Raw genomic sequence first — 24,251 nt, 5'->3', positions numbered from 1 at the left:
CCGTACGGCCCGCCACTGACAACCGCCCCCGGGTTTTCGCGCGGGCTACCTCGTGAGTTCCGTCAGTTCCTCGTTCTCCGCGCGGGCGACCCGGCGTCGTACGCCGAACCAGCCCGCCACCAGCATCGCGGCGATGAGCGGGATGAGCAGGAGGGTCTTGCGGCCGACCTCGGGGTCGTTCCACATCAGGCCGAGGACGGCGAGGAGGAAGACGATCGTGGTGATCTCGGTGACCGGGCTGCCGGGGAGGCGGAAGGACGGGCGGGACAGCAGGCCCGCCTTCGCGCGGCGGACGAAGACCAGGTGGCAGATCATGATGATCACCCAGGTCGACACGATGCCGAGCGAGGCCACGTTCAGCACGATCTCGAAGGCCTGGCTCGGCATGAGGTAGTTGAGGCCGACGCCGAGCACGCACACCGCGCAGGTGAGCAGGATGCCGCCGTAGGGGACCTGGCTGCGGTTCATGCGCGCCGTGAACCTGGGCGCCGAACCCGCCATCGCCATCGAGCGCAGGATGCGGCCCGTGGAGTACAGGCCCGAGTTGAGGGACGACATCGCCGCCGTGAGGACCACCAGGTTCATCACGTCACCGGCTCCGGAGACACCGATCTTCGACAGCACCGTGACGAAGGGGCTCTCGTCCGCCGAGTAGACCGAGCCGGGCAGGAGAAGGGCGAGGAGGACGACCGAGCCGACGTAGAACAGGCCCACGCGCCACATGATCGAGTTCACCGCGCGCGGGACGACCTTCTCCGGCTCGGCGGTCTCGCCCGCCGCGACGCCGACGAGCTCGAGGGCGGCGTACGCGAAGATCACGCCCTGCATGACCAGGACGACCGGCATCATGCCGTGCGGCAGGACGCCGCCGTGGTCGGAGATCACGCTCATGCCCGGGGTCCGGCCGCCCACCTCGTGCCGGGTGGCCAGCAGCCAGATGCCGATCAGCATGAAGCCGACGAGGGTGGCGACCTTGACGATCGCGAACCAGAACTCCATCTCGCCGAAGATCTTCACCGAGATCAGGTTCACGGCCAGGACCACGGCGAGCGCGATCAGGGCCAGCACCCACTGCGGGATGCTCGTGAACATGCTCCAGTAGTGCGTGTAGAGCGCGATGGCGGTGATGTCTGCGATGCCGGTCGTCGACCAGTTCAGGAAGTACATCCAGCCGGCGACGTAGGCGCCCTTCTCGCCCAGGAACTCACGGGCGTAGGACACGAAGGACCCGGAGGAGGGGCGGTAGAGGACCAGTTCGCCGAGCGCCCGGACCACGAAGAAGGCGAAGACGCCGCAGACGAGGTAGGCGGCCGCGAGCGCGGGGCCCGCGGTGTGCAGGCGCCCTCCGGCGCCCAGGAAGAGTCCGGTGCCGATCGCGCCGCCGATGGCGATCATGTTGACGTGGCGGTGCTTGAGGCCCTTGCTGTAGCCCGCGTCGCCCGCGTCCGCGGGCGTCGGGGCGGCGTCGCTGTGGGGTGCGACCTGTGCCGTGGTGACGGCGTCCTTGCTCACGGGGGTACCACTCTCTGGTGCGCCCGAGCGGATCGCGCTCGGGTTCTCCGGACGTACAAGGGCCGCGCACTCGGTGGGGGAACGCGGACCAACGCGGCACCTTCCCCCGGTCCCCCGGGCGCATGCGATGGCATAGATCACACAGCGGTGCTTCTCACACGCCTCACCAGCACCTCACATGCCCAGGGCGACCACGTCGTACGGGTTTCACAGTTCTGGTGAGACAGCGATACTGCTGCACATGACGACCGACACCGACAGCGACACCGGGGAGCCGAAGCTCACGGTCGACGAACTGGCCGCGCGGGCCGGCATCACCGTCCGCACGGTCCGCTTCTACAGCACCAAGGGGCTGCTCCCCCCGCCGGTGATCGGACCGCGCCGGGTCGGGCACTACGGGCAGCAGCACCTGGCCCGGCTTGCGCTGATCGAGGAGCTCCAGCACCAGGGCATGACCCTGGCGGCGATCGAGCGCTACATGGAGCAGCTGCCGCCCGGCCTCAGCCACCACGACCTGGCGATCCACCGGGCCGTCGTCGCGTCGTGGGCCCCCGACACCGTGGAGAGGCTCACGGCGGAGGAGCTGCACCGCCGGGCCGGGCGCCCGCTGAGCGAGGACGACGTCGAGCGGCTCGCCGCCATGGGGGTCGTCCGGGCCGACGGGGACGCCTTCCGCGTCGACGCGGGGCTGCTGCGGCTCGGGGTGCAGCTCCTCGACGTACCGCTGTCCGAGGCGGCCATCCTCGCCTCGCGCAAGGTCCTGATCGAGCACTCGCGCGCGGCGGCGCACGAGCTGTCGCAGCTGTTCCGCGGCGAGGTGGCCGAGCGCGACGAGCAGGACGTGAAGCTGCTGTCGGCGCACATGCAGCCCCTCGTGGTGCAGGCGCTGCTGACGACCTTCCAGCGCTCACTCAAGGAAGAGGTGCACCAGTGGCTCGCGGAACCGCAGCCGGAGTCACCGGGGTCACAGGAAGGCCGATCCGCCTGACACGTTGAGCGTCTGCCCGGTCAGGAAGCCGCTGCCCTCGTCCACCACGTACAGCAGGCTCGACACCAGGTCGGACGGCTCCTGGGTGCGCCGCACGACCTGCCCGGCGCGGACGGCCTCGAAGCCGCCGCCCGCGCCGACCGTCCGCTCGGCGGTGGCGGTGCGCACCATGGTCGGCGCGATCGCGTTGACGGTGATGCCGTACAGGCCGAGCGCCGAGGCCAGCGCGCGCGTGAACCCGATCAGGCCCATCTTCGAGGCGACGTAGGGGACCATGTCGGGGCCTGGCCGGTGGATCAGGCCCCGCCCGCCAGCACCAGCCGTACGGGAGCCGTGCCCGATGACCGAGGCCGAGCGTGCCGTGGACGACGCCGAGCGCGCCCGCGATCAGGGCGGCGGGCTGCGCCGGCTCGTCCCGCTGCCCGGCCGTCTGGTACGGGACGAGCTGGGCGTCCTGCTCGTGCTCGCGCTGCTGATCACCGGGATCGGCATCGCCTACCCGGACTTCCTATCTCCGCGGGCCGGGTCGACGTCGCGGGCCGCGGGACGCCGCGCTCGCTGCGGGACGCGGTCCGCTCGGGCGTCGCCTTCGTACCGAGCGACCGCAAACGCCACGGCCTGATGACGGACCGGACGGTGTGGGAGAACACCACGACGGTGAGCTGGATGGCGCTCGGCCGCGGCGGCGTCATGCCCTCCCGCTCCGAACTGGTGCGCCGCACCACCGACTTGACGCAGCGGCTGCGGCTGCGCGGCGGCCCCTATGACGTCGTGGCCCGCCTCTCCGGCGGCAACCAGCAGAAGGTCGTCTTCGCCAAGTGGCTGGCGACCGACCCGAAGATCGTCGTCCTCGACGACCCGACGCGGGGTGTCGACGTCGGCGTACGGACCGAAATGCACCGCATCGTCGGCGAGTTGGCGGCGGTCGGCGCGGCGGTGCTCGCCTCGACCGACCTGGCCGAACTGACGGAGGTGTGCGACCGGGTGCTGGTGTTCGTGAGGGGGCGGGTGACGGGTGAGGTGCACGGGGAGCGGCTGACGGAGCATGCGCTGGCGGTGGCGATGCAGCAGGCGGTGCCCGAGTCCGGGGCGGGCTGACAGAGGCCGGGCCCCAACCGGCTGCGGAGGGACGGCAGTCAGGCCGACAGCGTGCGCGTCAGGGCTCTCGCCGCCGCGCACACCCGGGCGCCCATGCGGTCGACGTCCAGGCGGCGGGTACCCCCGGTGACGGAGATCGCGGCGATCGGGCGGGGGCCGTGGTCGCGGACGTAGACCGGGGCGGCGACGGCGGAGATGCCGACCTCGGCCTCCTCCAGGTTGACGCCGTAGCCGCGGGCCCGGGTCAGCGCCAGGTCGCGGGCGAGCTGGCCGGGCAGGACCATGGTGCGCGGGGTGAGACGGAGCAGGATGCGGTGCGGCGGGCGCGGGTCCTGGGCGAGGAACACCTTGCCGGTGGCCGTGCAGTGCGCGGGCAGCCGGCCCCCGGTGCGGGAGACGATCGGCGTCGCGCGACGGCCGGTGACCTTCTCCAGGAAGAGTGTGTCGGTGCCGTCGGGGACGGCCAGATGCACGTTCTCCAGCGTCACCTCGTGCAGATCGCCGAGATAGGGCAGCGCGGCGTCCCGCAGTTCGCGCACGGTCGGTGCCGACTGGCCCAGTACGAACAGCCCGAGCCCGATGCGGTAACTGCCCTCCTCGGTGCGCTCGACCAGGCCGAGCCGGACCAGCTCGCCGACCAGCCGGTGCGCGGTCGGCTTCGGCAGCCCCGTGCGCAGGGCCAGTTCGGCGAGCGTGAGGGCGGTCCCGGAGTCGCCGCAGGCGCGCAGCAGCATGACCCCGCGGGCGAGCACCGACTTCGGCAGCTGACCGTCCGTCATGGACCGATGGTGGTGGCTGGCCGGGCGGGTGACAAGGTGCGGGTCGCCGTGAGTGGCTCAGCAGCGTGGCGCGGGCTTGCTGTAGGTGGTGTTGCTCGGCGTCGCCACGTAGTAGTCCGACACGTAGTGGCCGTTCTCCAGCCGGTCCCAGATCTTGGTGGTGCCGGTCGTCGTACCGGAGCGCTGGCAGGTGACCCAGGCGAGCGCGCCGTTCGGCGAGGTGCCGACGGCGGTGTACCCGGAGCCCGGTCCGCTGCGTTCGGTCAGGCCGGCGGCGGCCGTCACCTGGTACGGGTAGGTGCAGCGCGGCAGGGGCGCGGTGTAACCGGTGTTGGAGGCGGTGCTGACGTAGTAGTCCGAGACGTAGGCGCCGTTGGTCAGCTTGTCCCAGACGGTCGTCGTGCCGACCTTGGTGCCGGGGGCCTGGCAGACGACGTTCACGGTCGCGCCGGGCGCGTACGAGGTGACGACCGGGTACGACGTCGCGGGTCCGCTGCGCGCGTTGAGCGCGGTCGAGCTGGTCACCTTGTACGGGTGGGCCACCGTCGCCACGGGAGCGTCGACGCGGTCGGTGTCGATGTTGATCGTGACCCCGCCGTACGTCTCGTCGTGGCCGCCGCGGAACTGCTTGGCCCGCTGGTGGACGGCCCACTTGGAGTCGGCGATGCTGGTCCAGCCCTTGAGGGAGTCGACCCCGTCGTAGCGGGCGATCCACAGGGCGTCCGGACGGGCGTATGCCGTCGATGTGTAGACGTCGGCGAGTTGTTTGGCGCCCAGGTTGAGGTTCATGTAGACGCCGGAGACCCAGCCGAGTCGGTGCAGTTCCTTGGTCCACGCCGAGAGGTAGGTCAGGACGGCCATGCGGCACGTGGTGTCCGTCTGGCTGTAGTTCTCGATGTCGTTGTAGAGAGCGCTGCCGGGCTGCATGCCGAGCGCCTTGGCCGCCGTGATCGCCTGCGTGGCGGCCGCGGTGCCCTGTGAGCGCGCGGTGGCCGGTGCCGTACTGATCTTGGCGTCGGTGGGGCGGGCCCCGCAGGGTGGCTGCAGGCCCTTGTGGATGGGCAGCAGACGCCACTTCAGCTGCGACACGGAGGCCACCCACGAGGCGGTCAGCTGCGATTGGGCGCAGGTGCGGTTGACGCCCGAGACGTAGACGCCGAGCGCACGGTACGGCGAGGCGCTCCATGCCTGCACGGACGCGAGCGGAGGGGCCGTACAGGCGTCGAAGGCGAGGCCCGAGTAGCGGGTCGCGCTCGCGCCGGAGGGGTAGCCGACGGAGGTGGCCGGTTCGGCCGCCGCAGCCGGGGCGAGAACCAGGGCGGTCGCCGCGCCCAGGACGCCGGCGGACCAGACGGCGAGGAGTCTTCGCAGGACGGAGTGCGGATGCGGCATGACAGCCCCCGGGCGGTGAGCGGTTGAGGTGCCGTCAGCGTGGGCGCGGGACCTGGGCCGCTGCCATGGGCCGGACGGCCCTGCGGTGGGCCTGCCGGACCTGCTTCAGGACCGCAGGGGCACGTCGATCAGCAACGGCCGCGTCAGCTCCCCCGCGCCCGCGACCAGTTCACGCAGATGGTCCGCACTCGCCGCGCGGACGGCGTCGACGCCGAAGAAACGGGCCGCCTGGGTGAAGTCCAGCCGGCCCAGGTCGGTGCCGGGGCAGGGGCCCGGGTTGCCCATGGCCGTGTAGGTGTCCTGGAGGGTCTGGTAGACGCCGTTGTTCATCACGACGAACAGGACGGGGGCGTTCTGGCGGGCGGCGCTCCACAGTCCCTGGAGGCCGAAGAGGGTGCAGCCGTCACCGAGGACGGCCACCACCGGGCGGCCGGGTTCGGCGAGGGCGCGGCCGACGGCGGCGCCGATGCCCCAGCCCAGGCCGCCGCCGACGGTGTGCGTGTAGCTGCCGGGGCGTTCGAGGCGGACGAGGCGGCGCACCAACAGGCCGACCGTGATGGCCTCTTCGACCACGATCGCGTCCGGTGGCAGACCGCGGGCCACGGCGTGGGCGGCGGCCCAGGGCGCGAGCGGTGCCGGCGAGTAGGCGGCGCGGGCGGCGGACTCGGCGCGGTCGCGGTCGGCGGTGTGCCGCTCGCCGGCGCGCAGGATGCGGGCCTTGGCCGTATGGGCCGGTACGCGGTCGTGCAGAAGCTCGGCCAGGCGGTGCAGAGAGGGGGCGAGGGCGCCCACCAGCCCTGCCGCGGCGGCGAAGTTGCGGCCGATCTCGTGCGGGTCGGAGTCGAGCTGGATGACGGTGAGGCCGGGCGGCAGCGCGGGCCCGGGGCTGTAGTGATGGGGCGTGAAGGCGTGCGCCCCGGCGATCAGCACGGTGTCGTAGGGGGCGAGGGCCTGGCGGACCGCGTCGTGCCGGGGCGGCAGCATCCCGGCGTGAAGGGGGTGCGTCGTGGGGAAGTTGAGGCAGTCGGCCATCGGCTGGTGGTGGACGACGGCGCCACACGCCTCCGCGGTACGGACGAGGGCGGCGACGGCGTCCTCGCGGCCCACGCCGTCCCCGGCGACGACGGCGGGGCGGGCCGCGGCGCCGAGCAGCAGCGCGGCGCGCTCCAGGCCGGCGGCCGGGCCGAGCGGGGGCGTGGGGGTGCGGGCCGGGACCTCGACCTCGGTGCCCTCGCCGAGCACGTCCATGGGGAGGGACAGGAACACCGGTCCCGCGGGCGGCCGTACGGCGAGGGCGAAGGCGCGGCGCAGGGCCAGCGGGAGGTCGCGGGCGTGCTGGATGTCGTACGCCGCCTTCACCGCCGGGGTGGCCAGGCCGATCAGGTCGCCGGAGAGCATGGGGTCCTGCTGGAGGTGGCGGCGGTCCTGCTGGCCGGCCGTCACGACGAGGGGGTGCGGGAGCGGCGGGCGTTGAGCAGGCCGATCAGGCCGTTGGCGAGGCCGGCGGCGATGTGCAGGCTGACGAAGGCCGGGCGGCCGGTGCCGCGGGCGTAGCCGTCGGCCATGGCGACGACGGAGCCCTCGTGGACGCCGAGCACGTACTCGGGTTCGCCGTGGGCGTCCGCGAGGGCGGCCAGGAACGGGAGTTCGGTGGTGCCGGGGTTGCCGAAGACGCGGTCCACGCCCTCGCCGCGCAGGATGTCCAGGACGGCGCGGGCGGGACGCTGACCCATGGGGGGCTCCTCCGGGGGACGGTGGCCGTGCGGAGCGTTCGCGGGTCAGCGTCGAGGGCCCGGGGGGCGGGGTGCAAGACCCGCGTACCGCTCAGCGATACGTCCTGCCTCCGCCGCCCCGCCCGGTCGCGTCACGCGTCCGTGAAGCGCTCCCCCTTCTCGGCCTTCTCCACCAGCAGTGCGGGCGGGTCGAAACGCTCCCCGTACCGCTCGGCCAGCTCGCGCGCGCGGGCCACGAACCCGGGCAGGCCCCCCTCGTAGCCGTTGATGTACTGGAGGATGCCGCCGGTCCAGCCGGGGAAGCCGATGCCGAAGATGGAGCCGATGTTGGCGTCGGCGACCGATGTGAGGACGCCCTCTTCGACGAGCTTGACCGTGTCGAGGGCCTCGGCGAAGAGCATGCGTTCCTGCATGTCCTCGAAGGGGATCTCGTGGCCCGGCTTGGTGAAGTGCTCGCGCAGGCCCGGCCACAGGCCCGCCCGCCTGCCGCCCTCGTCGTAGTCGTAGAAGCCCGCTCCCCCGCTGCGGCCGGGGCGCTCGAACTCGTCGACCATGCGGTCGATGACGGCCTCGGCGGGGTGGGCCGGCCAGGTGCCGCCGGCCTCCTCGACGGCCCGCTTGGACTCGTTGCGGATCTTGCGCGGGAGGGTGAGGGTCAACTCGTCCATCAGGGACAGGACCTTGGCCGGGTAGCCGGCCTGCGCCGCCGCCTGCTCGACCGACGCGGGCTCGATGCCCTCGCCGACCATGGCGACGCCCTCGTTGATGAAGTGGCCGATGACGCGGGAGGTGAAGAAGCCGCGGGAGTCGTTGACGACGATCGGCGTCTTGCTGATCTGGCGGACCAGGTCGAAGGCGCGCGCCAGGGCCTCGTCGCCCGTGCGCTCACCCTTGATGATCTCGACGAGCGGCATCTTGTCGACCGGGGAGAAGAAGTGCAGGCCGATGAAGTCGGCCTGGCGCTCGACGCCTTCGGCCAGCACGGTGATCGGCAGGGTGGAGGTGTTGGAGCACAGCAGCGCGTCCGGCTCGACGACGTGCTGGATCTCCTGGAAGACCTTGTGCTTGAGCTCGGGGTTCTCGAAGACGGCCTCGATCACGGCGTCGCAGCCGGCCACGTCCTGCGGATCCGCCGCCGGCGTGATGAGCGCGAGCAGGGCGTCCGCCTTCTCCTGTGTCGTACGGCCGCGGGAGACGGCCTTGGCGCACAGCTTCTCGGAGTACCCCTTGCCCTTGACGGCCGCCTCCAGGGAGACGTCCTTCAGGACGACCTCGATGCCCGCGCGGGCACAGGAGTAGGCGATGCCCGCGCCCATCATCCCGGCGCCGAGGACGGCGACCTTGCGGACCTTGCGGGACTCGATGCCCTTGGGGCGGTTGGCGCCGGAGTTGACGGCCTGGAGGTCGAAGAAGAACGCCTGGATCATGTTCTTCGAGGTCTGGCCCGCGGCCAGTTCGACGAAGTAGCGGGCCTCGATGACCTGCGCGGTCTCGAAGTCGACCTGGGAGCCCTCGACGGCCGCGGCGAGGATGTTGCGTGGCGCCGGGTAGGGCGCGCCGTTGGTCTGCTTGCGCAGGTTGGCCGGGAAGGCGGGCAGGTTGGCCGCGAACCTGGGGTTGGCGGGGGTGCCGCCCGGGATGCGGTAGCCGGGCTTGTCCCAGGGCTGCTGCGACTCGGGGTTGGCGTCGATGAAGGCGCGGGCCTTGGCGAGCATCTCGTCCTGGGTGGCGGCGACCTCGTGGACCAGGCCGTTGTCGAGGGCGCGCCGCGGGTTGTACTGGGTGCCCTGGAGCAGCACCTTCAGCAGGGCGTCGGCGATGCCCAGCAGGCGGACCGTGCGGACGACTCCGCCGCCGCCGGGCAGCAGGCCGAGGGTGACCTCGGGGCAGCCGATCTTGGAACCCGGTGCGTCGAGGGCGACGCGGTGGTGGCAGGCGAGGGCGAGCTCGTAACCGCCGCCCAGGGCCGCGCCGTTGATCGCGGCGACCACCGGCTTGCCGAGGGTCTCGATGCGCCGCAGGTTGCGCTTGATCGCCATGCCGCCGTCGAAGAGGTCCTGCGCGGTCTCCGGGGTGACCCGGATGAGGTCGCGCAGGTCGCCTCCGGCGAAGAAGGTCTTCTTGGCGGAGGTGAGGACGATGCCGCGGATGGAGTCCTTCTCGGCCTCCAGGCGGTCGGTGACGGCGGCGAGGGAGTCGCGGAACGCCTGGTTCATGGTGTTCGCGGACTGGTTGGGGTCGTCGAGGACGAGGGTGACGACGCCGGTCTCGTCCTGTTCCCAGCGGATGGTGGTGCTCTCGGTCATGAGGGGTTCTCCGTTGAAGTCTCGTGTGGCCGCTGGGGTCTTCAGACGCGCTCGACGATCGTGGCGATGCCCATGCCGCCGCCGACGCAGAGCGTCGCGAGGCCGTAGCGCTTGTCCTGGCGCTCCAGTTCGTCGACGAGCGTGCCGAGGATCATCGCGCCGGTGGCGCCGAGCGGGTGGCCGAGGGCGATCGCGCCGCCGTTGACGTTGACCTTGTCCAGGGACAGGCCCATGTCCTTCACGAAGCGGAGCACGACGGCCGCGAAGGCTTCGTTGATCTCGACGAGGTCGATGTCGTCGATGGTGAGCCCGGCCTTGGCGAGGGCCTTGCGGGTGGCGGGCGCGGGGCCGGTGAGCATGATCGTGGGCTCCGAGCCGGAGACCGCCGCGGAGACGATCCGCGCGCGCGGGGTGAGGCCGTACCGCTCGCCGACCTCCTTGGTGCCGATCGCGACCAGCGAGGCGCCGTCCACGATGCCGGAGGAGTTGCCCGCGTGGTGGACGTGGTCGATCTTCTCGACCCAGTGGTACTTCTGCAGCGCCACGGCGTCGAAGCCGCCGAGGTCGCCGATGTCCGCGAAGGACGGCTTCAGCCTGCCGAGGGAGTCGGCGGTGGTGCCGGGGCGCAGGTGCTCGTCGTGGTCGAGGACGACCAGGCCGCTGCGGTCCTTGACGGGGACGAGCGAGCGCTCGAAGCGGTTCTCCTTGACGGCCGTGGCGGCGCGCTCCTGCGAGAGGGCGGCGTACTCGTCGACGTCCCGGCGGGAGAAGCCCTCGATGGTGGCGATGAGGTCGGCGCCGATGCCCTGCGGCACGAAGTTGGTGGCGAGGTTGGTCATCGGGTCGTTGAACCAGGCGCCGCCGTCGGAGGCCATCGGCACCCGCGACATGGACTCGACGCCGCCCGCGAGGACGAGGTCCTCGAAGCCCGAACGGACCTTGGCGGCCGCCATGTTGACGGCTTCCAGGCCCGAGGCACAGAAGCGGTTCTCCTGCACCCCCGCGACCGTGTCCGGCAGTCCGGCGGCGATCGCGGCGATACGCGCGATGTCGGAGCCCTGGTCGCCGACCGGGCCCACGACGCCGAGCACGATGTCGTCGATCGCGGCCGGGTCCAGGCCCGGGAAGCGGACCCGGAGTTCGTGGATGAGCCCGACGACCAGGTCGATGGGCTTGGTGCCGTGCAGGGCGCCGTTCGCCTTGCCGCGGCCGCGCGGGGTGCGGATCGCGTCGTACACGTACGCTTCGGTGCTCACAAGCAAGCCTTTCGGGGGTGAGGGTCGGCCGGCAGGGATGAGGGTCCGGCCGGACGGGAGGCTTCAGCCGAGCAGCGAACGGCCGATGATCTCCTTCATGATCTCGGTCGTGCCGCCGTAGATGGTCTGGATGCGGCCGTCGGTGAAGGCTCGCGCGACCGGGTACTCGGTCATGTAGCCGTAGCCGCCGTGCAGTTGGAGGCAGCGGTCGGCGACGCGCTTCTGCAGCTCGGTCGCCCACCACTTGGCCATGGAGGCGTGGACGGCGTCGAGCGTGCCGGCCGAATGCTCCTCGATGCAGCGGTCGAGGAAGGTACGGGTGACGGCGCACTCGGTGGCCATCTCGGCTATCTCGAAGCGGATGTGCTGCTTGGTGGCGAGCGGCCGGCCGAAGGCCTCGCGCTCCTTGACGTACTCGGTGGTGATCTCCAGCAGGTGCTCGGCGGCGGCGATCGCCGAGACGGCGATGCTGAGGCGCTCCTGGGCGAGGTTCGTCATCAGGTGCACGAACGCGCCGTCGAGCGTGCCGAGGAGGTTCTCCTTCGGCACCCGGACGTCGTTGAAGAACAACTCGGCCGTGTCCTGGGCCTTCTGGCCGATCTTGTCGAGGTTGCGGCCGCGCTCGAAGCCGTCCATGCCGCGCTCGACGACCAGCAGCGACAGCCCGCGCGCGCCGCCTTCCGGGGTCGTCTTGGCGACCACGACGACCAGGTCGGCGAGGATGCCGTTGGAGATGAACGTCTTGGCGCCGTTGAGCAGCCAGTGGTCGCCGCGGTCCTCGGCGTGGGTGCGGATGCCCTGGAGGTCGGAGCCGGCGCCGGGCTCGGTCATGGCGATGGCGGTGATGATCGAGCCGTCGCAGAAGCCGGGCAGCCAGCGGCGCCGCTGCTCGTCGGTGGCGAGCGACGTCAGGTACGGGCCGATGATGTCGTTGTGCAGGCCGAGGGCCAGGCCGGCCGCACCCGCGCGCGTGAACTCCTCGGCCAGTACGGCGCTGTAGCGGAAGTCGGCCGTACCGCCGCCCCCGTACTCCTCGGGCACGGCGAGTCCGAGCAGGCCCTGCTTGCCGGCCGCCCGCCAGGCCCCCCGGGAGACGATGCCGTCCTTCTCCCACTGCTCGTAGTACGGCAGCACCTCCCTCGCCAGGAAGGCGCGCACCGTCTCGCGGAACGCGTCGTGCTCGGGGGCGAAGATCTGCCGCTTCATTCGGGGCCCTTCATGGGTTCCTGGTCCTTCATGAGGTCGGGTACGTCCCAGTCGCGGGCCACTCCGGCGGTGTCCGCGCCGGGTTGCGCGGGGCCGGTCCGTACGGCCGTCGGGGTCGCGGAGAAGCGCGGCGCCGGGGCGGGCTGGGTGATGCCGCCGTGGTCGGTGAAGGTGCCGCGGGCGGCGAGATGGGGGTGGTGCGGGGCCTCGCGCAGCGACAGCACGGGCGCCACGCACGCGTCGGAGCCCTCGAAGACGGCCGTCCACTCCTGCTGGGTGCGGGACTTGAAGCGGGCGGCGACCGCGGTGCGCAGCTCGCCCCAGCGGGCCCAGTCCTTGCGGGCCCCGGCGTGCTCGGGGACGCCGAGCAGGGACACGAACTCCTCGTAGAACTGCGGCTCGAGGGAGCCGACCGCCATGTACCGGCCGTCGGCCGTCTCGTACGTGCCGTAGTAGGGGCAGCCGCCGTCCAGGAGGTTGGCGCCGCGCCGGTCCTGCCAGCCGCCGGCGGCGAGCATGCCGTGGATCATCGCGGAGAGGTGGGCGGTGCCGTCGACGATGGCGGCGTCCACGACCTGGCCGGTGCCGCCCGCGCGCGCGTGGTGCAGCGCGGCGAGGACGCCGACGACCAGGTAGAGGGAGCCGCCCGCGTAGTCGCCGAGGAGGTTGGCGGGGACGGCCGGCGGCCGGTCCGGGTCGCCGATCATGCCGAGGGTGCCGGTGAGCGCGATGTAGGCGACGTCGTGTCCGGCGCGCTGCGCGAGGGGGCCGTCCTGGCCCCAGCCGGTCATGCGGCCGTAGATGAGCCTCGGGTTGCGGGCGTGGCAGGCATCGGGGCCGACGCCGAGGCGTTCGGCGACGCCGGGGCGGTAGCCCTCGATGAGGATGTCGGCGCGTTCGGCGAGGTCCAGGACGCGCGCGGCACCGTCCGCGGACTTCAGGTCGACGATCACCGAGCGCTTGTTGCGGTTGGTGACGTCGTACGCGGGGTCGATCGCCAGTCCGGCGCCGCCGGGGCGGTCCACGCGGACCACGTCGGCGCCCAGGTCGGCGAGGAGCATGGCGGCGAACGGGCCGGGCCCGATCCCGGCCAGCTCGACCACGCGCACGCCGGCGAGCGGGCCCTGCCCGGCCGGCGTCTCTGCCGTTGTCATCCAGCCCCCAGCACTGTGACACTACTGATGTAACACCAGTGATGCTAAGAACACGTTCCACCGAACACAAGACCTGAGCGAGCAAGCGCTTAGCCAATTGTCGGGGTCCGCGGCAGCTCCGCCGCCTCCTCACGCTAACCTCGGCCACCGACAACGGCGCGAGCAGTGGACCGAGAGGTGTCATGAGCAGGCTGAACAGGGCGGACCGCCCGTACGACATCGTGCTCTTCGGGGCCACCGGCTTCGTCGGGGAGCTCACCGCGGAGTACCTCGCCGCGCACGCCCCCGACGGGCTGCACTGGGCGATCGCGGGCCGTAGCGAGGCCAAGCTGGAGCAGCTGCGCGAACGGCTGCCCGGCGGCGACAAGGTCGGCGTGCTGCGGGCGGACGTGTCCGACCCGGCCGGCCTGCGCGAACTCGCCGAGCAGGCGCGCGTGGTGGCCACGACCGTGGGCCCGTACATCACCTACGGCGAGGACCTCGTGGCCGCCTGCGCCGACAGCGGCACGGACTACCTCGACCTCTGCGGCGAGCCCGAGTTCGTGGACCTGACGTACGTACGCCACGACGCACGCGCGCGTGAGACCGGCGCACGGCTGGTGCACGCCTGCGGCTACGACTCGATCCCGCACGACCTGGGCGCGTACTTCACCGTCCGGCAGCTGCCCGAGGGCGTCCCGCTGACCGTGGACGGATACGTCACGGCGGACGCCACCTTCTCCGGCGGTACGTTCGCCTCGGCGCTCAACCAGTTCGCGCGGGTGCGTCCGATGCTGGCGGCCGAGCGGGACCGCAGGCGGCACGAGCCGCGCCTGGTGGGGCGGCGGGCCGCCGTGCCCACCGGGGCGCCGAAGTTCGCCAAGGAGGTCGGCGCGTGGGCGCTGCCGCTGCCGACCATCGACCCGCAGATCGTGCACCGCTCCGCGAAGGCCCTGGAGCGCTACGGCCCCGACTTCCGCTACCGGCACTACGCGGCGGTGCGCCATCTGCCCGTCGCGCTGGCCGGGATCGCGGCCGTCGGCGGCCTGTTCACGGCGGCCCAGCTGCCGCCCGCGCGGCGCTGGCTGTCGGACCGCCTCAAGCCCGGCGAGGGGCCGGACGCCGAGAAGCGCGCGAAGAGCTGGTTCAAGGTCCGCTTCGTGGGCGAGGGCGGCGGCCGGCGGGTGTTCACGGAGGTCGCGGGCGGCGATCCCGGCTACGGCGAGACGGCCAAGATGTTCGCCGAGTCGGCGCTGTCGCTGGCCTTCGACGACCTGCCGCCGACGGCCGGCCAGGTGACCACGGCGGTGGCCATGGGCGATGCGCTGATCGAGCGTCTGCGCGCGGCCGGCATCACCTTCCGGGTCGCCGCCGGCCGCTGAGCCGGTGAACGGGGCCCGTCCGGGCCCGGGTTCGCCCTAGAGCGACCAGCCGGCCACGGTGTAGATCATCCCGGCGATCCAGCCGATCCCGGCCAGCACGGCGAGGATCAGCACGGCCGTCACGGCACGCTCGACGGGACGGTTGGGATCGGCGAGGGGCTTCGGGGCCCGGTGCGTCGTCATGCGGCACAGCCTGTCCGCCGACGCACCGGGCCCACATCCGTACGGCTACTCAGTACACGTACTCAGATCGCGACGCGGGCCTGCCTGCTCCCGCAAGCGCGATTTGAGACTTTCCGACGCCACGGCCCGCCATCCCCGCGCAGTTGGCGGAAAAGTGCCAACAAGCAGTTCAATGAAAGACTTGAAGGCATGAAATTCCTTCTCGAAGTCACCATGGACGACGCCGCGTTGACCGAGGACCCGGTCGGCGAACTGGGCCGGATCCTGCGGTACTGGGGCGGCAACCTCCGCCACTACCCACTGAAGTCCGGGGACGAGGCGGCGATCCACGACTCCGCGTACCGCGAAGTCGGTCAGTGGCGGATCGTCGCCTCCTGAAGCGCCCGGCGGCACAGCGCGTCCGCCCTGCGCGTCGTCTCCGGGAGCCGGTAGGCGGGGGTCAGCGCCAGGGTGTGGGCGCAGGCGTTGTCGAGGCCGACGCGGTGGCCGACGGAGACGAAGACCGGTTTGACGGCGTCCCGGGTGCGCAGGGCCCGGCCGACCTCCTCGGCACCCGCCAGCAGCGGTGAGGCGCTGCCGCGCGCGGCACCCGGTTCCTCATGGGCGAAGGTGAACGGGTTCTTGGCGACGCCGATCGTGGGCAGGCCCGTCAGGACGCCGAGGTGGCTGGCGAGGCCGAAGCGGCGCGGGTGGGCGAGGCCGTAGCCGTCGCACACCACCAGGCCGGGCGGCCGCGCCAGCGCGTCGAGGGCGGCGAGGACCGTGGGGATCTCGCGGAAGGCGAGCAGCCCCGGCACGTACGGGAAGGAGATCCGACCGACGGCCGTGGCCTCCTCGACGACCTCGAGGGTCCCCGCGTCGAGGACCACCGCCGCTGCCGCGACGACGTCCCGCTCGTCGTCGTAGGCCACGTCGACACCGGTCACGTACCCCGTGCCGGGCGGCGGTCCGGCCTCGTCGAGCAGCACGCGCTCGCGCAGCTCGTCCTGGACGGCGCGGGCCTCTTCCTCGGTCGCGGGCCAGCCCGCGGGGATGCTTACGGTCGTCATGATGGGGACGAGCGTACGGGCCCTGACCGGGCGGCGTAGGCTCGCGATCATGTTCGTACTGGAGCTGACCTACACCGCCCCGCTCGACGCCGTGGACGCCCTGCTGCCGGACCACGTGGCGTGGCTGGAGGAGCAGTACGGCAAGGGCTTCTTCCTGGCGTCGGGCCGCAAGGACCCCCGCGACGGCGGGGTGATCCTCGCCGTCGCGGAGGACCGGGCGCGCATCGAGGAGATCGTCGCGGGCGACCCGTTCGCCGTCGCCGGTGTGTGCGTGTACCGGGTCACGGAGTTCCTCGCCACGAAGACGGCTCCGGAGCTGGCGCACCACCGGCAGACGATCGGCTGAGCCGCGCGGCTCAGCTCTTCTTCGCGTTCAGCGCGCGCTGCAGCTGGTCCTTGTTCATGTTCGAACGGCCTTCGATACCACGCTGCTTGGCCTCGTTGTAGAGCTGGTCACGGGTCGGCCCCTGCGATCCGCCGCCCGACCGCCGGCCGCCCCGCTCGCCGGACGACATGTCCTGCTTGGAGGTGCGGCTGGCGGTCTTGGACTCGCCGGAGCGGGCGCGCTCCTTGTTGACGGTCCGCGAGGCGATCTCCTTGGCGCGCCCCGCGCTCTCGCCCCGGTCCTGTGCGCTCTGCTTGATGTGCTCGTACTGACGCTCACGCTTGGGGCTGGAACCGGCTGGCATGATCGCTCCCTTCCTCTGCGACGGACCTCTGACAGGTCTTTGCGGCAGGGAACGAGTACCCGCCTTCCGGCGTCCTACGTCATCGCTCCAGCCGGGCCACCCGCCCCTGTTCGCCGGCCGCCCAGCAGGTGGGACCGGATGCGCAGTCGACGGTGTCGTACGAGCCGGTGTCGACCGTGCGCCAGGTGCGGCCTCCGTCGGCGGTCACGTCGGTGCCCGTGGGGCCGACCGCGAGGGCGGTGGTGCGGCTGTGCGGGAGCCAGGCGGCGCCGGAGCGGTAGGCGGGCGGCGGCTCGGCGGCCGGCTGCCAGGTGCGGCCGCCGTCGGCGGTGCGTGCGGCGGCCCGCGGCGAGGTCTGGCCGGGGCGGTAGTCGCCGCCGACGGCGAGGCCGTGGGTGCGGTCGCGGAAGGCGAGTGCGAAGACGCCCTTGGCCGGGTCGCCCGCCGGGATCGGGGTGTCGGCTGCCGTCCAGGTGCGCCCGCGGTCGCCGGAGTGCAGCACACGCGCGCGTGCACCGCCTCCGGTCGCCAGCCAGACGTCCGACGGGCCGGAGGCGACCAGGCACTGGCCGCTCGCGGCGAAGCCCGCCTCGCCGTCCAGGGCGGCCGGCATGCCGTCGCTGGGCAGCACCTTCCAGGAGCGGCCGCCGTCGGCGGTCGACAGGATGCGGAACCTGCCGTCCACCGGGTCGCTCATGGCCAGGCCGTGACGGTGGTCGAAGAAGGTCAGGCAGTCGTAGAAGGCCTTGGGGTCGGTGTTGCGGAACGACTCGGTCCAGGTCGCGCCGCCGTCGTCGGTGCGGTAGACGCGGGACGCCTCGCCCTCGCCGATGGCCAGCACCACGGCCCGCCGCGCGTCGAACGCCTCGATGTCCCGGAACTCCAGCTCACCGGCGCCCGGCGGCGAGACGTTGCGCCAGTTCGTCCCGCCGTCCGTGGTGCGCAGCACGGTGCCCTTGGTTCCGGCCACCCAGGCGGTGTCCCGGCCCACGGCCGACAGCCCGCGGAAGCGCACGCCGCTCGCGCCGGTGTCCTTGAGCTCCCAGTGGGGTGCTCTGTGCCCCTGTGTCTGTGCGGGTGCTTGTGTCTGTGCTGATGCCCGGGCCTGCGCGGGTACGGCGGTCAGCGCGGTCAGTGCCGCCGAACACACCACCCCCGCGGCCACCGTGTGGAACGTACGTCTCATGCGTCGCGAGCTCCCCATGCGCCTCATGGCGGGCGAAGCTAGTCCACCATGCGGACACCGTCCAGAGGGCCCACCCGAACCACAAATGCACAGCAGTGCACGGAAAGTGGACCCCGTCACTCCTGTGAATGAACTCGGTGACGGAGGTCACTCGGAATTCGGGTGCACGGATTGGCTGATTCCGGCGTCTCTAGCAGTGCCCGGCCCGATCGGCACCGTAGCCCGGTCCGATCCGCCCCACCGCCCGTCCGTCCAGCCGCCCATCCGTCCAGCCGTCAGCAAGGGAGCAAGGCGTTGTCCACCGTCATCGAGCAGCCCGTGGAGGCCCGCCTCGTGGCCGCCGCGCCCCGCATGCCCAGCATCCCGGCGACGCTGCACTACGACCGCCGCGATCCGTTCGCGGTCCGCATGACCTTCCCCGCCCCGGCCACCCTGGAGGGCGTGGACGTCTGCTGGACCTTCTCGCGTGAACTTCTCACGGACGGCCTGGAGGAGCCCGCGGGCGACGGCGACGTCCGCGTGCGCCCCTACGGCTACGACCGCACCGTCATGGAGTTCCACGCCCCCGAGGGCACCGCCGTCATCCACGTCCACTCGGACGCGATATTCCGGTTCCTCGCCGCCACCAACGCCCTGGTGCCGGTCGGCATGGAGCACCTGCAGCTGGACCTCGACCACGACCTCGCGGAACTGATGCGCGACGCGGCCTAACGGCCCCCACCCATCAGCGTGTTGAGCTCGCCGTAGTCGAGCCCGCCCGCCAGCGAGTCGTAGGTCCCCGCGCCCAACAGCTCCCCCGCGGCGCGCCGGACCAGTGCGTGTGCGGCCTGCGCGATGCCCGAGCCGACGCTCACCCGGGCCACACCGAGCGCGGCCAGCTCGGCGACCGGCGGTGCGCCCGGGCCGGCCATCACGTTCAGCGGCCCCTCGATCCCGTCGGCGAGGAGCTTGACCGCCCCCGGGTCGACGGCCCCGGGGACGAAGATCCCGTCGGCGCCCGCCGCGAGGAAGGCGGCGGCCCGCTCCAGCGTCTCGTCCACTCCCCCCGCGCCCCTGAGGAACGTGTCGATGCGGACGTTGACGAACAGCGGCACCCCGGCCGCGTCGGCCGCCTGCCGGGCGGCGGAGATCCGCTCGGACTGCTCCGCGACGGGACGCAACGGCCCCGTCCCGGCCTCGTAGAGCGCGTCCTCGATGTTCACGCCGACCGCGCCCGCCTCGATCACCGCACGGACCGTGCCCGCGACGCCCGCCGCGTCCCGCGCGTAGCCGGACTCGATGTCGGCGCTGACGGGCACCGCCACGGCGGCGGCGATCCGGGCCACGGCGCCGAGGGCCTCGTCACGCTCCAGCCGGTCGCCGTCCGCCGCGCCGAGCGCCCACGCGAGACCCGCGCTCGTGGTCGCGACGGCGGCGGCACCGGCGTCCTCGACGATGCGGGCACTGGTGATGTCCCAGGCGTTCGGCAGGACGAGCGGAGCACCGGGGACGTGCAGGGAGCGGAAGGCGAGGGCACGCGCGCGAAGGATCTCGTTCGTCGTCATGCCGCCCACTCAACCAGCGGCCGCGGGGCGGAGGCTGGCAGAAATCCGACACGTACGTCGAAGGCTCAGACCGCCGGCGTCAGGGCCGAACACAGCTCGCCGAGGACCCCGCCCACCCCGCTGCGCTCGACGAGCTCCTCGACCCGCTCCTTGAGCTGGTCACGGCCGTCCCCGTCCGGGGCCAGGCCGCGCACCCCCGCGGCGGCCGCCAGGGCCACGGCGGCGGCCTCCTGCTCGGAGACCTCCCCGCGCCCCTGCCACACGTCCCGCGCCTCCTGCCGCAGCGCCTCCACGGCGTCCGTGCGCTCCAGCACGTGTTCCACGCTCGGAAAGACACCGAGCACCCGCTTCTTCTCCGCCCGCAGCCACCCGTCGGCGGTCAGTTGCTCCCGCACGGCGTCCGCCGTCACGCGCGCGTGCAGGCCCACCCACGCCCGCCACCGGTGCGGCATGGACTCGTGGACCAGTTCCAGCAGTCCGTCGAGGACGGGGTCCGCGGTGAGGGCGTCCAGGTCGGCCGGGGTCGCGATGCCGTCCTCGTCGGTGAGCAGGCCGCGCCGGACCAGCTCGGTGAGGGCGCCTGCCCGCACCAGGTGCGCGGCCGCGCCCTCGGTGCCGGTGGGGTCCCAGGTGAGGAGGCACAGCCGGGCCGGGAGCGAGAGCGAACCGTGGGGCACGAGGTCTCCTTGGTGCGGCGTCGTCAAGATCACGGTAGTTCGTTAATGCGTTGACAGCCGCCAGAGCCGCTCATACGGTGTAAAGCGCTTCTGTTGCCGTCGATCGGAGAAGGACGTTGCTCCTCTGAGGTCCTGAGACACCGTGTGACACACCACAGGTGTGCGCCGCGTGCGACCTCGGCAGCCGTCCCGACGGAACAGGGCATTTCTCATGCCCCGGGCCTCCCTTTTCCGGGGCCTCCTTCCTTTCTGGAACTCTTCTCTGCGGCCGTAGGTCCCCGGTGTCTCGATACGCGTTTGCCCCTGACCGCATCAAGCAACCGCGAGGCCCGCATGTCTCCATCCATCACCTGCACGTCCCTCTCCTTCGGCTGGCCCGACGGCACGTCCGTCTTCGAAGGCCTCGATGTCTCCTTCGGCCCCGGCAGGACCGGGCTCGTCGGTGTCAACGGATCAGGAAAATCGACCCTGTTGAAGCTGATCGCCGGCGAACTCGCCCCGTCCGACGGCGTCGTGCGCACCGCGGGCGACGTCGGCTATCTCCCGCAGAACGTCACGCTCGACACCCGGCTGCGGGTGGACGAGGCGCTCGGCATCGCCGGCCGGCGGGCCGCGCTGCACGCCATCGAGGCCGGCGACGTGTCCGAGGAGCACTTCGAGACGGTCGGCGACGCTTGGGACGTGGAGGAGCGCGCCCTCGCCACCCTCGGCGAACTCGGTCTCGGCCACATCGAGTTGGACCGCACCATCGGCGAGGTGTCGGGCGGTGAGTCGGTGCTGCTGCGGCTGGCCGCCCTGCTGCTCGGCCGCCCGGACGTCCTGCTCCTGGACGAGCCGACCAACAACCTCGACCTGTACGCACGCAGACGGCTGTACGCGGCCGTGTCCGCCTGGCCGGGCGTCATGGTCGTGGTCAGCCACGACCGCGAACTGCTGGAACTCGTCGACCAGGTCGCCGACCTGCGCTCCGGTGAGGTCGCCTGGTACGGCGGCAACTTCTCCGCCTACGAGGAGGCTCTCGCCACCGAGCAGGAGGCCGCGGAGCGCATGGTGCGCGTCGCCGAGGCCGACTACCGCAAACAGAAACGGGAACTGGCCGACGCCCAGGTCAAACTGGCCCGCCGCAAACGCTACGGCCAGAAGATGTGGGACCAGAAGCGCGAACCGAAGATCGTCATGGGGGCGCGCAAGCGCGCGGCTCAGGAGTCCGCGGGCAAGCACCGCATCATGCACGAGGAGAAGCTCACCGAGGCGAAGGAGCGCCTCGACGAGGCGGCGGACGCCGTACGGGACGACGACGAGATCCGCGTCGACCTGCCGTTCACGGCCGTACCGCCGGGCCGTGACGTGCTCACTCTGCGGCAGCTGGAGCTCGCCCACGGCGCGTGCGTGGCCGGCGGGCTGGACCTGCGCGGCCCGGAGCGGGTCGCGCTGATCGGGCGCAACGGCGCGGGCAAGACCACGCTGCTGCGGACGATCGCCGGTGAGCTGGCGCCGGTCTCCGGCGAGGTGCACGCGCACGTGCCGCTGCGTTTCCTGCCGCAGCGGCTGGACGTCCTCGACGACGGGCTGTCCGTCGCCGAGAACGTGGCCCGGTTCGCGCCGGGCGCCACCAACAACCGGATCCGGGCGCGGCTGGCCCGCTTCCTGTTCCGCGGCGCCCGCGCCGACCAGCAGGCGGCGACGCTGTCCGGCGGCGAACGCTTCCGGGCGGCCCTGGCCGCGCTGATGCTCGCCGAGCCGGCCCCGCAGCTGCTGATGCTCGACGAGCCGACGAACAACCTCGACATGGCCAGCGTCCGGCAGCTGACGTCGGCCCTGGAGTCGTACGAGGGTGCGCTGATCGTGGCCAGCCACGACCTGCCGTTCCTGGAGTCGATCGGGATCACCCGATGGCTGCTGATGGACGGCGAACTGCGGGAGACCGCACCGGAGGAGGTCGGATGACGCGCCCCGGAAGCGCGTCTCAGGAGGGGCACATCCTGGCTACGGGGGTTTTGCCCGCGCACATCCGCGCTGCATGATGGCGGTCCGGGTCCCTCTCCAAGGGGCCCGGTCCACCGTCCCGCCGTAACGGAGTCCCGTCGTGCCCAGCAAGAAGGCCCTCGTCCGCCGTCCGAGCCCGCGTCTCGCCGACGGCCTGGTCACGCACATCGAGCGGGAGAAGGTCGACGCCGATCTCGCGGTGGAGCAGTGGGAGGCCTACGTCGAGGCCCTGGGCACGCACGGCTGGGAGACCGTCGAGGTCGACCCCGAGGACGACTGCCCCGACTCGGTGTTCGTCGAGGACACCGTCGTCATGTACAGGAACGTCGCGCTGATCACCCGGCCAGGCGCCGACTCCCGGCGGGACGAGACGGCCGGGGTCGAGGAGGCCGTGGCGCGCCTGGGCTGCTCGGTGAACTGGATCTGGGACCCGGGCACCCTGGACGGCGGCGACGTGCTGAAGATCGACGACACGATCTACGTCGGCCGGGGCGGGCGCACCAACGCGGCCGGCGTCCAGCAGCTGCGGGCCGCCTTCGAGCCGCTGGGGGCGCGGGTCGTCGCCGTCCCCGTGAGCAAGGTGCTGCATCTGAAGTCGGCGGTCACCGCGCTGCCCGACGGGACGGTCATCGGGCACATCCCGAAGGTGGACCGGCCGGCGCTGTTCCCGCGCTTCCTGTCGGTGCCCGAGGAGAGCGGCGCCCACGTGGTGCTGCTCGGCGGTCAGAAGCTGCTGATGGCGGCGAGCGCCCCGAAGTCCGCGGAGCTGCTCGCCGACCTCGGCTTCGAGCCGGTCGTGGTGGACATCAGCGAATTCGAGAAGCTCGAAGGCTGTGTGACATGCCTCTCGGTCCGACTGCGGGATCTGTACGCCTGACGGGTGCCGCACTCACCCTTGCGGCGCTGGGACCTGCGACTCCCCGACTGTTTTGACATGGTCTCGAAACCGTTGGGCAGCCCACCTGATCAGGGATCTTTACAGCGTCCTTAACCTACGGCAACGTAACCTACGGTTTCGTAGCCTACGATCCCGTAAGTTCCGGCACCGCTCGCCGGTCCGTCCCCGTTGTCGCGTCCCCCTGGAGTTCCCGTGACGATCACTTCCCCGCACCTCGGCAGTCCCGCCGTCTGGACCGACGCCCGGCTGTTGTACGCCTTGGAGGAAGTGGTCGAGAAGGAGCTCAACCGGCATCTGGGTGTCGCCAAGGACTGGATGCCGCACGAGTACGTGCCCTGGTCGGACGCCCGTAACTTCCCCGGCCTCTTCGAGGACGGCGAGGCCTGGGGCAAGGAGCAGTCCAAGGTCACGGAGATCGGCCGCATCGCGCTCGTCGTGAACCTCCTGACGGAGGACAACCTCCCCAGCTACCACCACGAGATCGCCTCGCTCTTCGGCCGCGACGGCGCCTGGGGCACCTGGGTGCACCGCTGGACCGCCGAGGAGGGCCGGCACGGCATCGTGATGCGCGACTACCTGCTCGCCTCGCGCGCGGTGGACCCGGACCAGCTGGAGCAGTTCCGGATGGCCCACATGAGCGAGGGCTTCGAGTCGGACAACCGCCACTCGATGCTGCACTCGATCGCCTACGTCGCCTTCCAGGAGCTCGCGACCCGCATCTCGCACCGCAACACCGGCCACCAGTCGGGCGACCCGGTCTGCGACCGCATGCTGGCGCGCATCGCGACCGACGAGAACCTGCACATGGTCTTCTACCGCAACCTCCTGAAGTCCGCCTTCGAGCTCGCCCCCGACCTCACCATGCAGGCCGTGCGCGACGTCGTCGTCGACTTCCGCATGCCCGGCCACGGCATCCCCGGCTTCGAGCGCGCGGCGGCCCAGATGGCCATCGGCGAGGTCTACAACCTCCGCATCCACCACGACGACGTCCTCCAGCCCGTCCTGCGCTTCCTGAAGGTCCTGGAGATCGACGGCCTCGGCCCCGAGGGTCTCCAGGCCCAGGAGGAACTCGGCCTCTTCATGGGCGGCCTGGACTCGGAGGCCCTGAAGTTCGACGAGAAGCTCGCCGCGCGCAAGGCGCGGATGGCGGCCCGGGCGAAGGCCTGACGGCTCACCGAAATCCCGGTGCGCCGAATCCCCGGTGCCCTGATTTCGGGTGCGCCGCATCTCCGGTGCGCCGAATTTCCGGTGCGG

The 24,251-nt window shown here is 72.0% G+C and carries 26 protein-coding genes; 10 read left to right on the top strand and 16 right to left on the bottom strand.

All coding sequences use genetic code 11. The features are described from left to right. Positions 1-45: 45 nt before the first annotated feature. Positions 46-1,512 carry an amino acid permease gene (locus ACIBN2_RS10330; RefSeq protein ID WP_399133806.1) on the bottom strand — a complete coding sequence of 489 codons (1,467 nt, stop codon included), beginning with the start codon at positions 1,510-1,512 and terminating at the stop codon, positions 46-48. 241 nt (positions 1,513-1,753) lie between these two features. Between ACIBN2_RS10330 and ACIBN2_RS10325 the strand changes: the two genes are divergently transcribed. Continuing rightward, entirely contained in the window at positions 1,754-2,500 is a 747-nt protein-coding gene (locus ACIBN2_RS10325; RefSeq protein ID WP_399133805.1) for a MerR family transcriptional regulator, read from the top strand. Here the strand turns inward: ACIBN2_RS10325 and ACIBN2_RS10320 are convergent. After that, positions 2,477-2,776 carry an SDR family oxidoreductase gene (locus tag ACIBN2_RS10320; RefSeq protein WP_399133804.1) on the bottom strand — a complete coding sequence of 100 codons (300 nt, stop codon included), beginning with the start codon at positions 2,774-2,776 and terminating at the stop codon, positions 2,477-2,479. The two genes, ACIBN2_RS10325 and ACIBN2_RS10320, sit on opposite strands and share 24 nt — an antisense overlap. A gap of 64 nt (positions 2,777-2,840) precedes the next feature. On the opposite strand from ACIBN2_RS10320, the gene ACIBN2_RS10315 reads away from it, so the two are divergent. Both ACIBN2_RS10315 and ACIBN2_RS10310 read left to right on the top strand, forming a co-directional pair. Next, positions 2,841-3,122, top strand: a complete 282-nt coding sequence (locus ACIBN2_RS10315; protein ID WP_399133984.1) for a hypothetical protein — start codon at positions 2,841-2,843, stop codon at positions 3,120-3,122. Next, the gene (locus tag ACIBN2_RS10310; protein WP_399133978.1) at positions 3,011-3,598 is read left to right on the top strand and encodes an ATP-binding cassette domain-containing protein; all 588 of its coding nucleotides are present in this window, start codon (positions 3,011-3,013) and stop codon (positions 3,596-3,598) included. Before ACIBN2_RS10315 ends, ACIBN2_RS10310 begins: the two co-directional genes overlap by 112 nt. A gap of 38 nt (positions 3,599-3,636) precedes the next feature. On the opposite strand, the gene ACIBN2_RS10305 is transcribed toward ACIBN2_RS10310, so the two are convergent. From ACIBN2_RS10305 to ACIBN2_RS10270, 8 genes are all read right to left on the bottom strand, one after another. Next, on the bottom strand, positions 3,637-4,377 hold the full coding sequence (locus ACIBN2_RS10305; RefSeq protein WP_399133803.1) for an IclR family transcriptional regulator: 741 nt from the start codon (positions 4,375-4,377) through the stop codon (positions 3,637-3,639). Between the two features lie 57 nt (positions 4,378-4,434). Beyond that, positions 4,435-5,769 (bottom strand): glycoside hydrolase domain-containing protein, encoded by a 1,335-nt coding sequence (locus tag ACIBN2_RS10300; RefSeq protein WP_399133802.1) that lies wholly within the window; start codon positions 5,767-5,769, stop codon positions 4,435-4,437. Between the two features lie 105 nt (positions 5,770-5,874). Further along, positions 5,875-7,212, bottom strand: a complete 1,338-nt coding sequence (locus ACIBN2_RS10295; RefSeq protein ID WP_399133801.1) for a thiamine pyrophosphate-dependent enzyme — start codon at positions 7,210-7,212, stop codon at positions 5,875-5,877. Continuing rightward, positions 7,209-7,502, bottom strand: coding sequence for a thiamine pyrophosphate-binding protein (locus ACIBN2_RS10290; RefSeq protein WP_399133800.1), 294 nt, complete (start codon positions 7,500-7,502; stop codon positions 7,209-7,211). Before ACIBN2_RS10290 ends, ACIBN2_RS10295 begins: the two co-directional genes overlap by 4 nt. Positions 7,503-7,633: 131 nt before the next feature. Further along, positions 7,634-9,808, bottom strand: a complete 2,175-nt coding sequence (locus tag ACIBN2_RS10285) for a 3-hydroxyacyl-CoA dehydrogenase NAD-binding domain-containing protein (protein ID WP_399133799.1) — start codon at positions 9,806-9,808, stop codon at positions 7,634-7,636. Positions 9,809-9,849: 41 nt separating this feature from the next. Then, the gene (locus ACIBN2_RS10280) at positions 9,850-11,064 is read right to left on the bottom strand and encodes an acetyl-CoA C-acetyltransferase (RefSeq protein ID WP_399133798.1); all 1,215 of its coding nucleotides are present in this window, start codon (positions 11,062-11,064) and stop codon (positions 9,850-9,852) included. Positions 11,065-11,127: 63 nt separating this feature from the next. Then, entirely contained in the window at positions 11,128-12,270 is a 1,143-nt protein-coding gene (locus tag ACIBN2_RS10275; protein WP_399133797.1) for an acyl-CoA dehydrogenase family protein, read from the bottom strand. Beyond that, positions 12,267-13,424: a CaiB/BaiF CoA transferase family protein gene (locus ACIBN2_RS10270; protein ID WP_399133796.1), complete on the bottom strand. Its 1,158-nt coding sequence runs from the start codon at positions 13,422-13,424 to the stop codon at positions 12,267-12,269. Before ACIBN2_RS10270 ends, ACIBN2_RS10275 begins: the two co-directional genes overlap by 4 nt. 182 nt (positions 13,425-13,606) lie before the next feature. On the opposite strand from ACIBN2_RS10270, the gene ACIBN2_RS10265 reads away from it, so the two are divergent. Further along, on the top strand, positions 13,607-14,785 hold the full coding sequence (locus tag ACIBN2_RS10265; protein ID WP_399133794.1) for a saccharopine dehydrogenase family protein: 1,179 nt from the start codon (positions 13,607-13,609) through the stop codon (positions 14,783-14,785). A gap of 36 nt (positions 14,786-14,821) precedes the next feature. Here the strand turns inward: ACIBN2_RS10265 and mmpA are convergent, their stop codons facing one another. Next, entirely contained in the window at positions 14,822-14,968 is a 147-nt protein-coding gene (gene mmpA / locus ACIBN2_RS10260; RefSeq protein ID WP_399133793.1) for a morphogenic membrane protein MmpA, read from the bottom strand. Positions 14,969-15,157: 189 nt separating this feature from the next. Between mmpA and ACIBN2_RS10255 the strand changes: the two genes are divergently transcribed. Beyond that, on the top strand, positions 15,158-15,346 hold the full coding sequence (locus tag ACIBN2_RS10255) for a hypothetical protein (RefSeq protein WP_399133792.1): 189 nt from the start codon (positions 15,158-15,160) through the stop codon (positions 15,344-15,346). Here the strand turns inward: ACIBN2_RS10255 and ACIBN2_RS10250 are convergent. Next, positions 15,322-16,017: an endonuclease V gene (locus tag ACIBN2_RS10250; protein WP_399133791.1), complete on the bottom strand. Its 696-nt coding sequence runs from the start codon at positions 16,015-16,017 to the stop codon at positions 15,322-15,324. The two genes, ACIBN2_RS10255 and ACIBN2_RS10250, sit on opposite strands and share 25 nt — an antisense overlap. A gap of 49 nt (positions 16,018-16,066) precedes the next feature. Here ACIBN2_RS10250 and ACIBN2_RS10245 point away from each other — a divergent pair, with 49 nt between their 5' ends. Then, a complete protein-coding gene (locus ACIBN2_RS10245; RefSeq protein ID WP_399133790.1) occupies positions 16,067-16,363 on the top strand; it encodes a YciI family protein in 297 nt (98 codons plus the stop codon). Positions 16,364-16,373: 10 nt separating this feature from the next. Here the strand turns inward: ACIBN2_RS10245 and ACIBN2_RS10240 are convergent, their stop codons facing one another. Then, entirely contained in the window at positions 16,374-16,706 is a 333-nt protein-coding gene (locus ACIBN2_RS10240) for a plasmid stabilization protein (protein WP_399133789.1), read from the bottom strand. A 79-nt stretch (positions 16,707-16,785) separates the two neighbouring features. Next, positions 16,786-17,892 carry a WD40/YVTN/BNR-like repeat-containing protein gene (locus tag ACIBN2_RS10235; protein ID WP_399133788.1) on the bottom strand — a complete coding sequence of 369 codons (1,107 nt, stop codon included), beginning with the start codon at positions 17,890-17,892 and terminating at the stop codon, positions 16,786-16,788. A 294-nt stretch (positions 17,893-18,186) separates the two neighbouring features. Between ACIBN2_RS10235 and ACIBN2_RS10230 the strand changes: the two genes are divergently transcribed. Continuing rightward, positions 18,187-18,603, top strand: coding sequence for an SsgA family sporulation/cell division regulator (locus tag ACIBN2_RS10230; protein WP_399133787.1), 417 nt, complete (start codon positions 18,187-18,189; stop codon positions 18,601-18,603). Here ACIBN2_RS10230 and ACIBN2_RS10225 read toward each other — a convergent pair. Further along, positions 18,600-19,436, bottom strand: a complete 837-nt coding sequence (locus tag ACIBN2_RS10225) for an isocitrate lyase/phosphoenolpyruvate mutase family protein (protein WP_399133786.1) — start codon at positions 19,434-19,436, stop codon at positions 18,600-18,602. The two genes, ACIBN2_RS10230 and ACIBN2_RS10225, sit on opposite strands and share 4 nt — an antisense overlap. 65 nt (positions 19,437-19,501) lie before the next feature. After that, positions 19,502-20,113: a GPP34 family phosphoprotein gene (locus ACIBN2_RS10220; protein ID WP_399133785.1), complete on the bottom strand. Its 612-nt coding sequence runs from the start codon at positions 20,111-20,113 to the stop codon at positions 19,502-19,504. 333 nt (positions 20,114-20,446) lie between these two features. On the opposite strand from ACIBN2_RS10220, the gene ACIBN2_RS10215 reads away from it, so the two are divergent. The 3 genes from ACIBN2_RS10215 (at position 20,447) to ACIBN2_RS10205 (ending at position 24,164) form a co-directional block, all read left to right on the top strand. Then, positions 20,447-22,060 carry an ABC-F family ATP-binding cassette domain-containing protein gene (locus ACIBN2_RS10215; RefSeq protein ID WP_399133784.1) on the top strand — a complete coding sequence of 538 codons (1,614 nt, stop codon included), beginning with the start codon at positions 20,447-20,449 and terminating at the stop codon, positions 22,058-22,060. A gap of 139 nt (positions 22,061-22,199) precedes the next feature. Next, positions 22,200-22,976 (top strand): dimethylargininase, encoded by a 777-nt coding sequence (gene ddaH, locus ACIBN2_RS10210; protein WP_399133783.1) that lies wholly within the window; start codon positions 22,200-22,202, stop codon positions 22,974-22,976. 213 nt (positions 22,977-23,189) lie between these two features. Further along, the gene (locus tag ACIBN2_RS10205; protein ID WP_399133781.1) at positions 23,190-24,164 is read left to right on the top strand and encodes an acyl-ACP desaturase; all 975 of its coding nucleotides are present in this window, start codon (positions 23,190-23,192) and stop codon (positions 24,162-24,164) included. Positions 24,165-24,251: the final 87 nt, after the last annotated feature.

It is taken from the genome of Streptomyces sp. NPDC050534 (genome assembly GCF_044457745.1).
In the GTDB taxonomy this organism is placed as follows: Bacteria; Actinomycetota; Actinomycetes; order Streptomycetales; family Streptomycetaceae; genus Streptomyces.
Note: the sequence above shows the minus strand (reverse complement) of the source record. Positions and strands in the feature narration are given on the sequence as shown.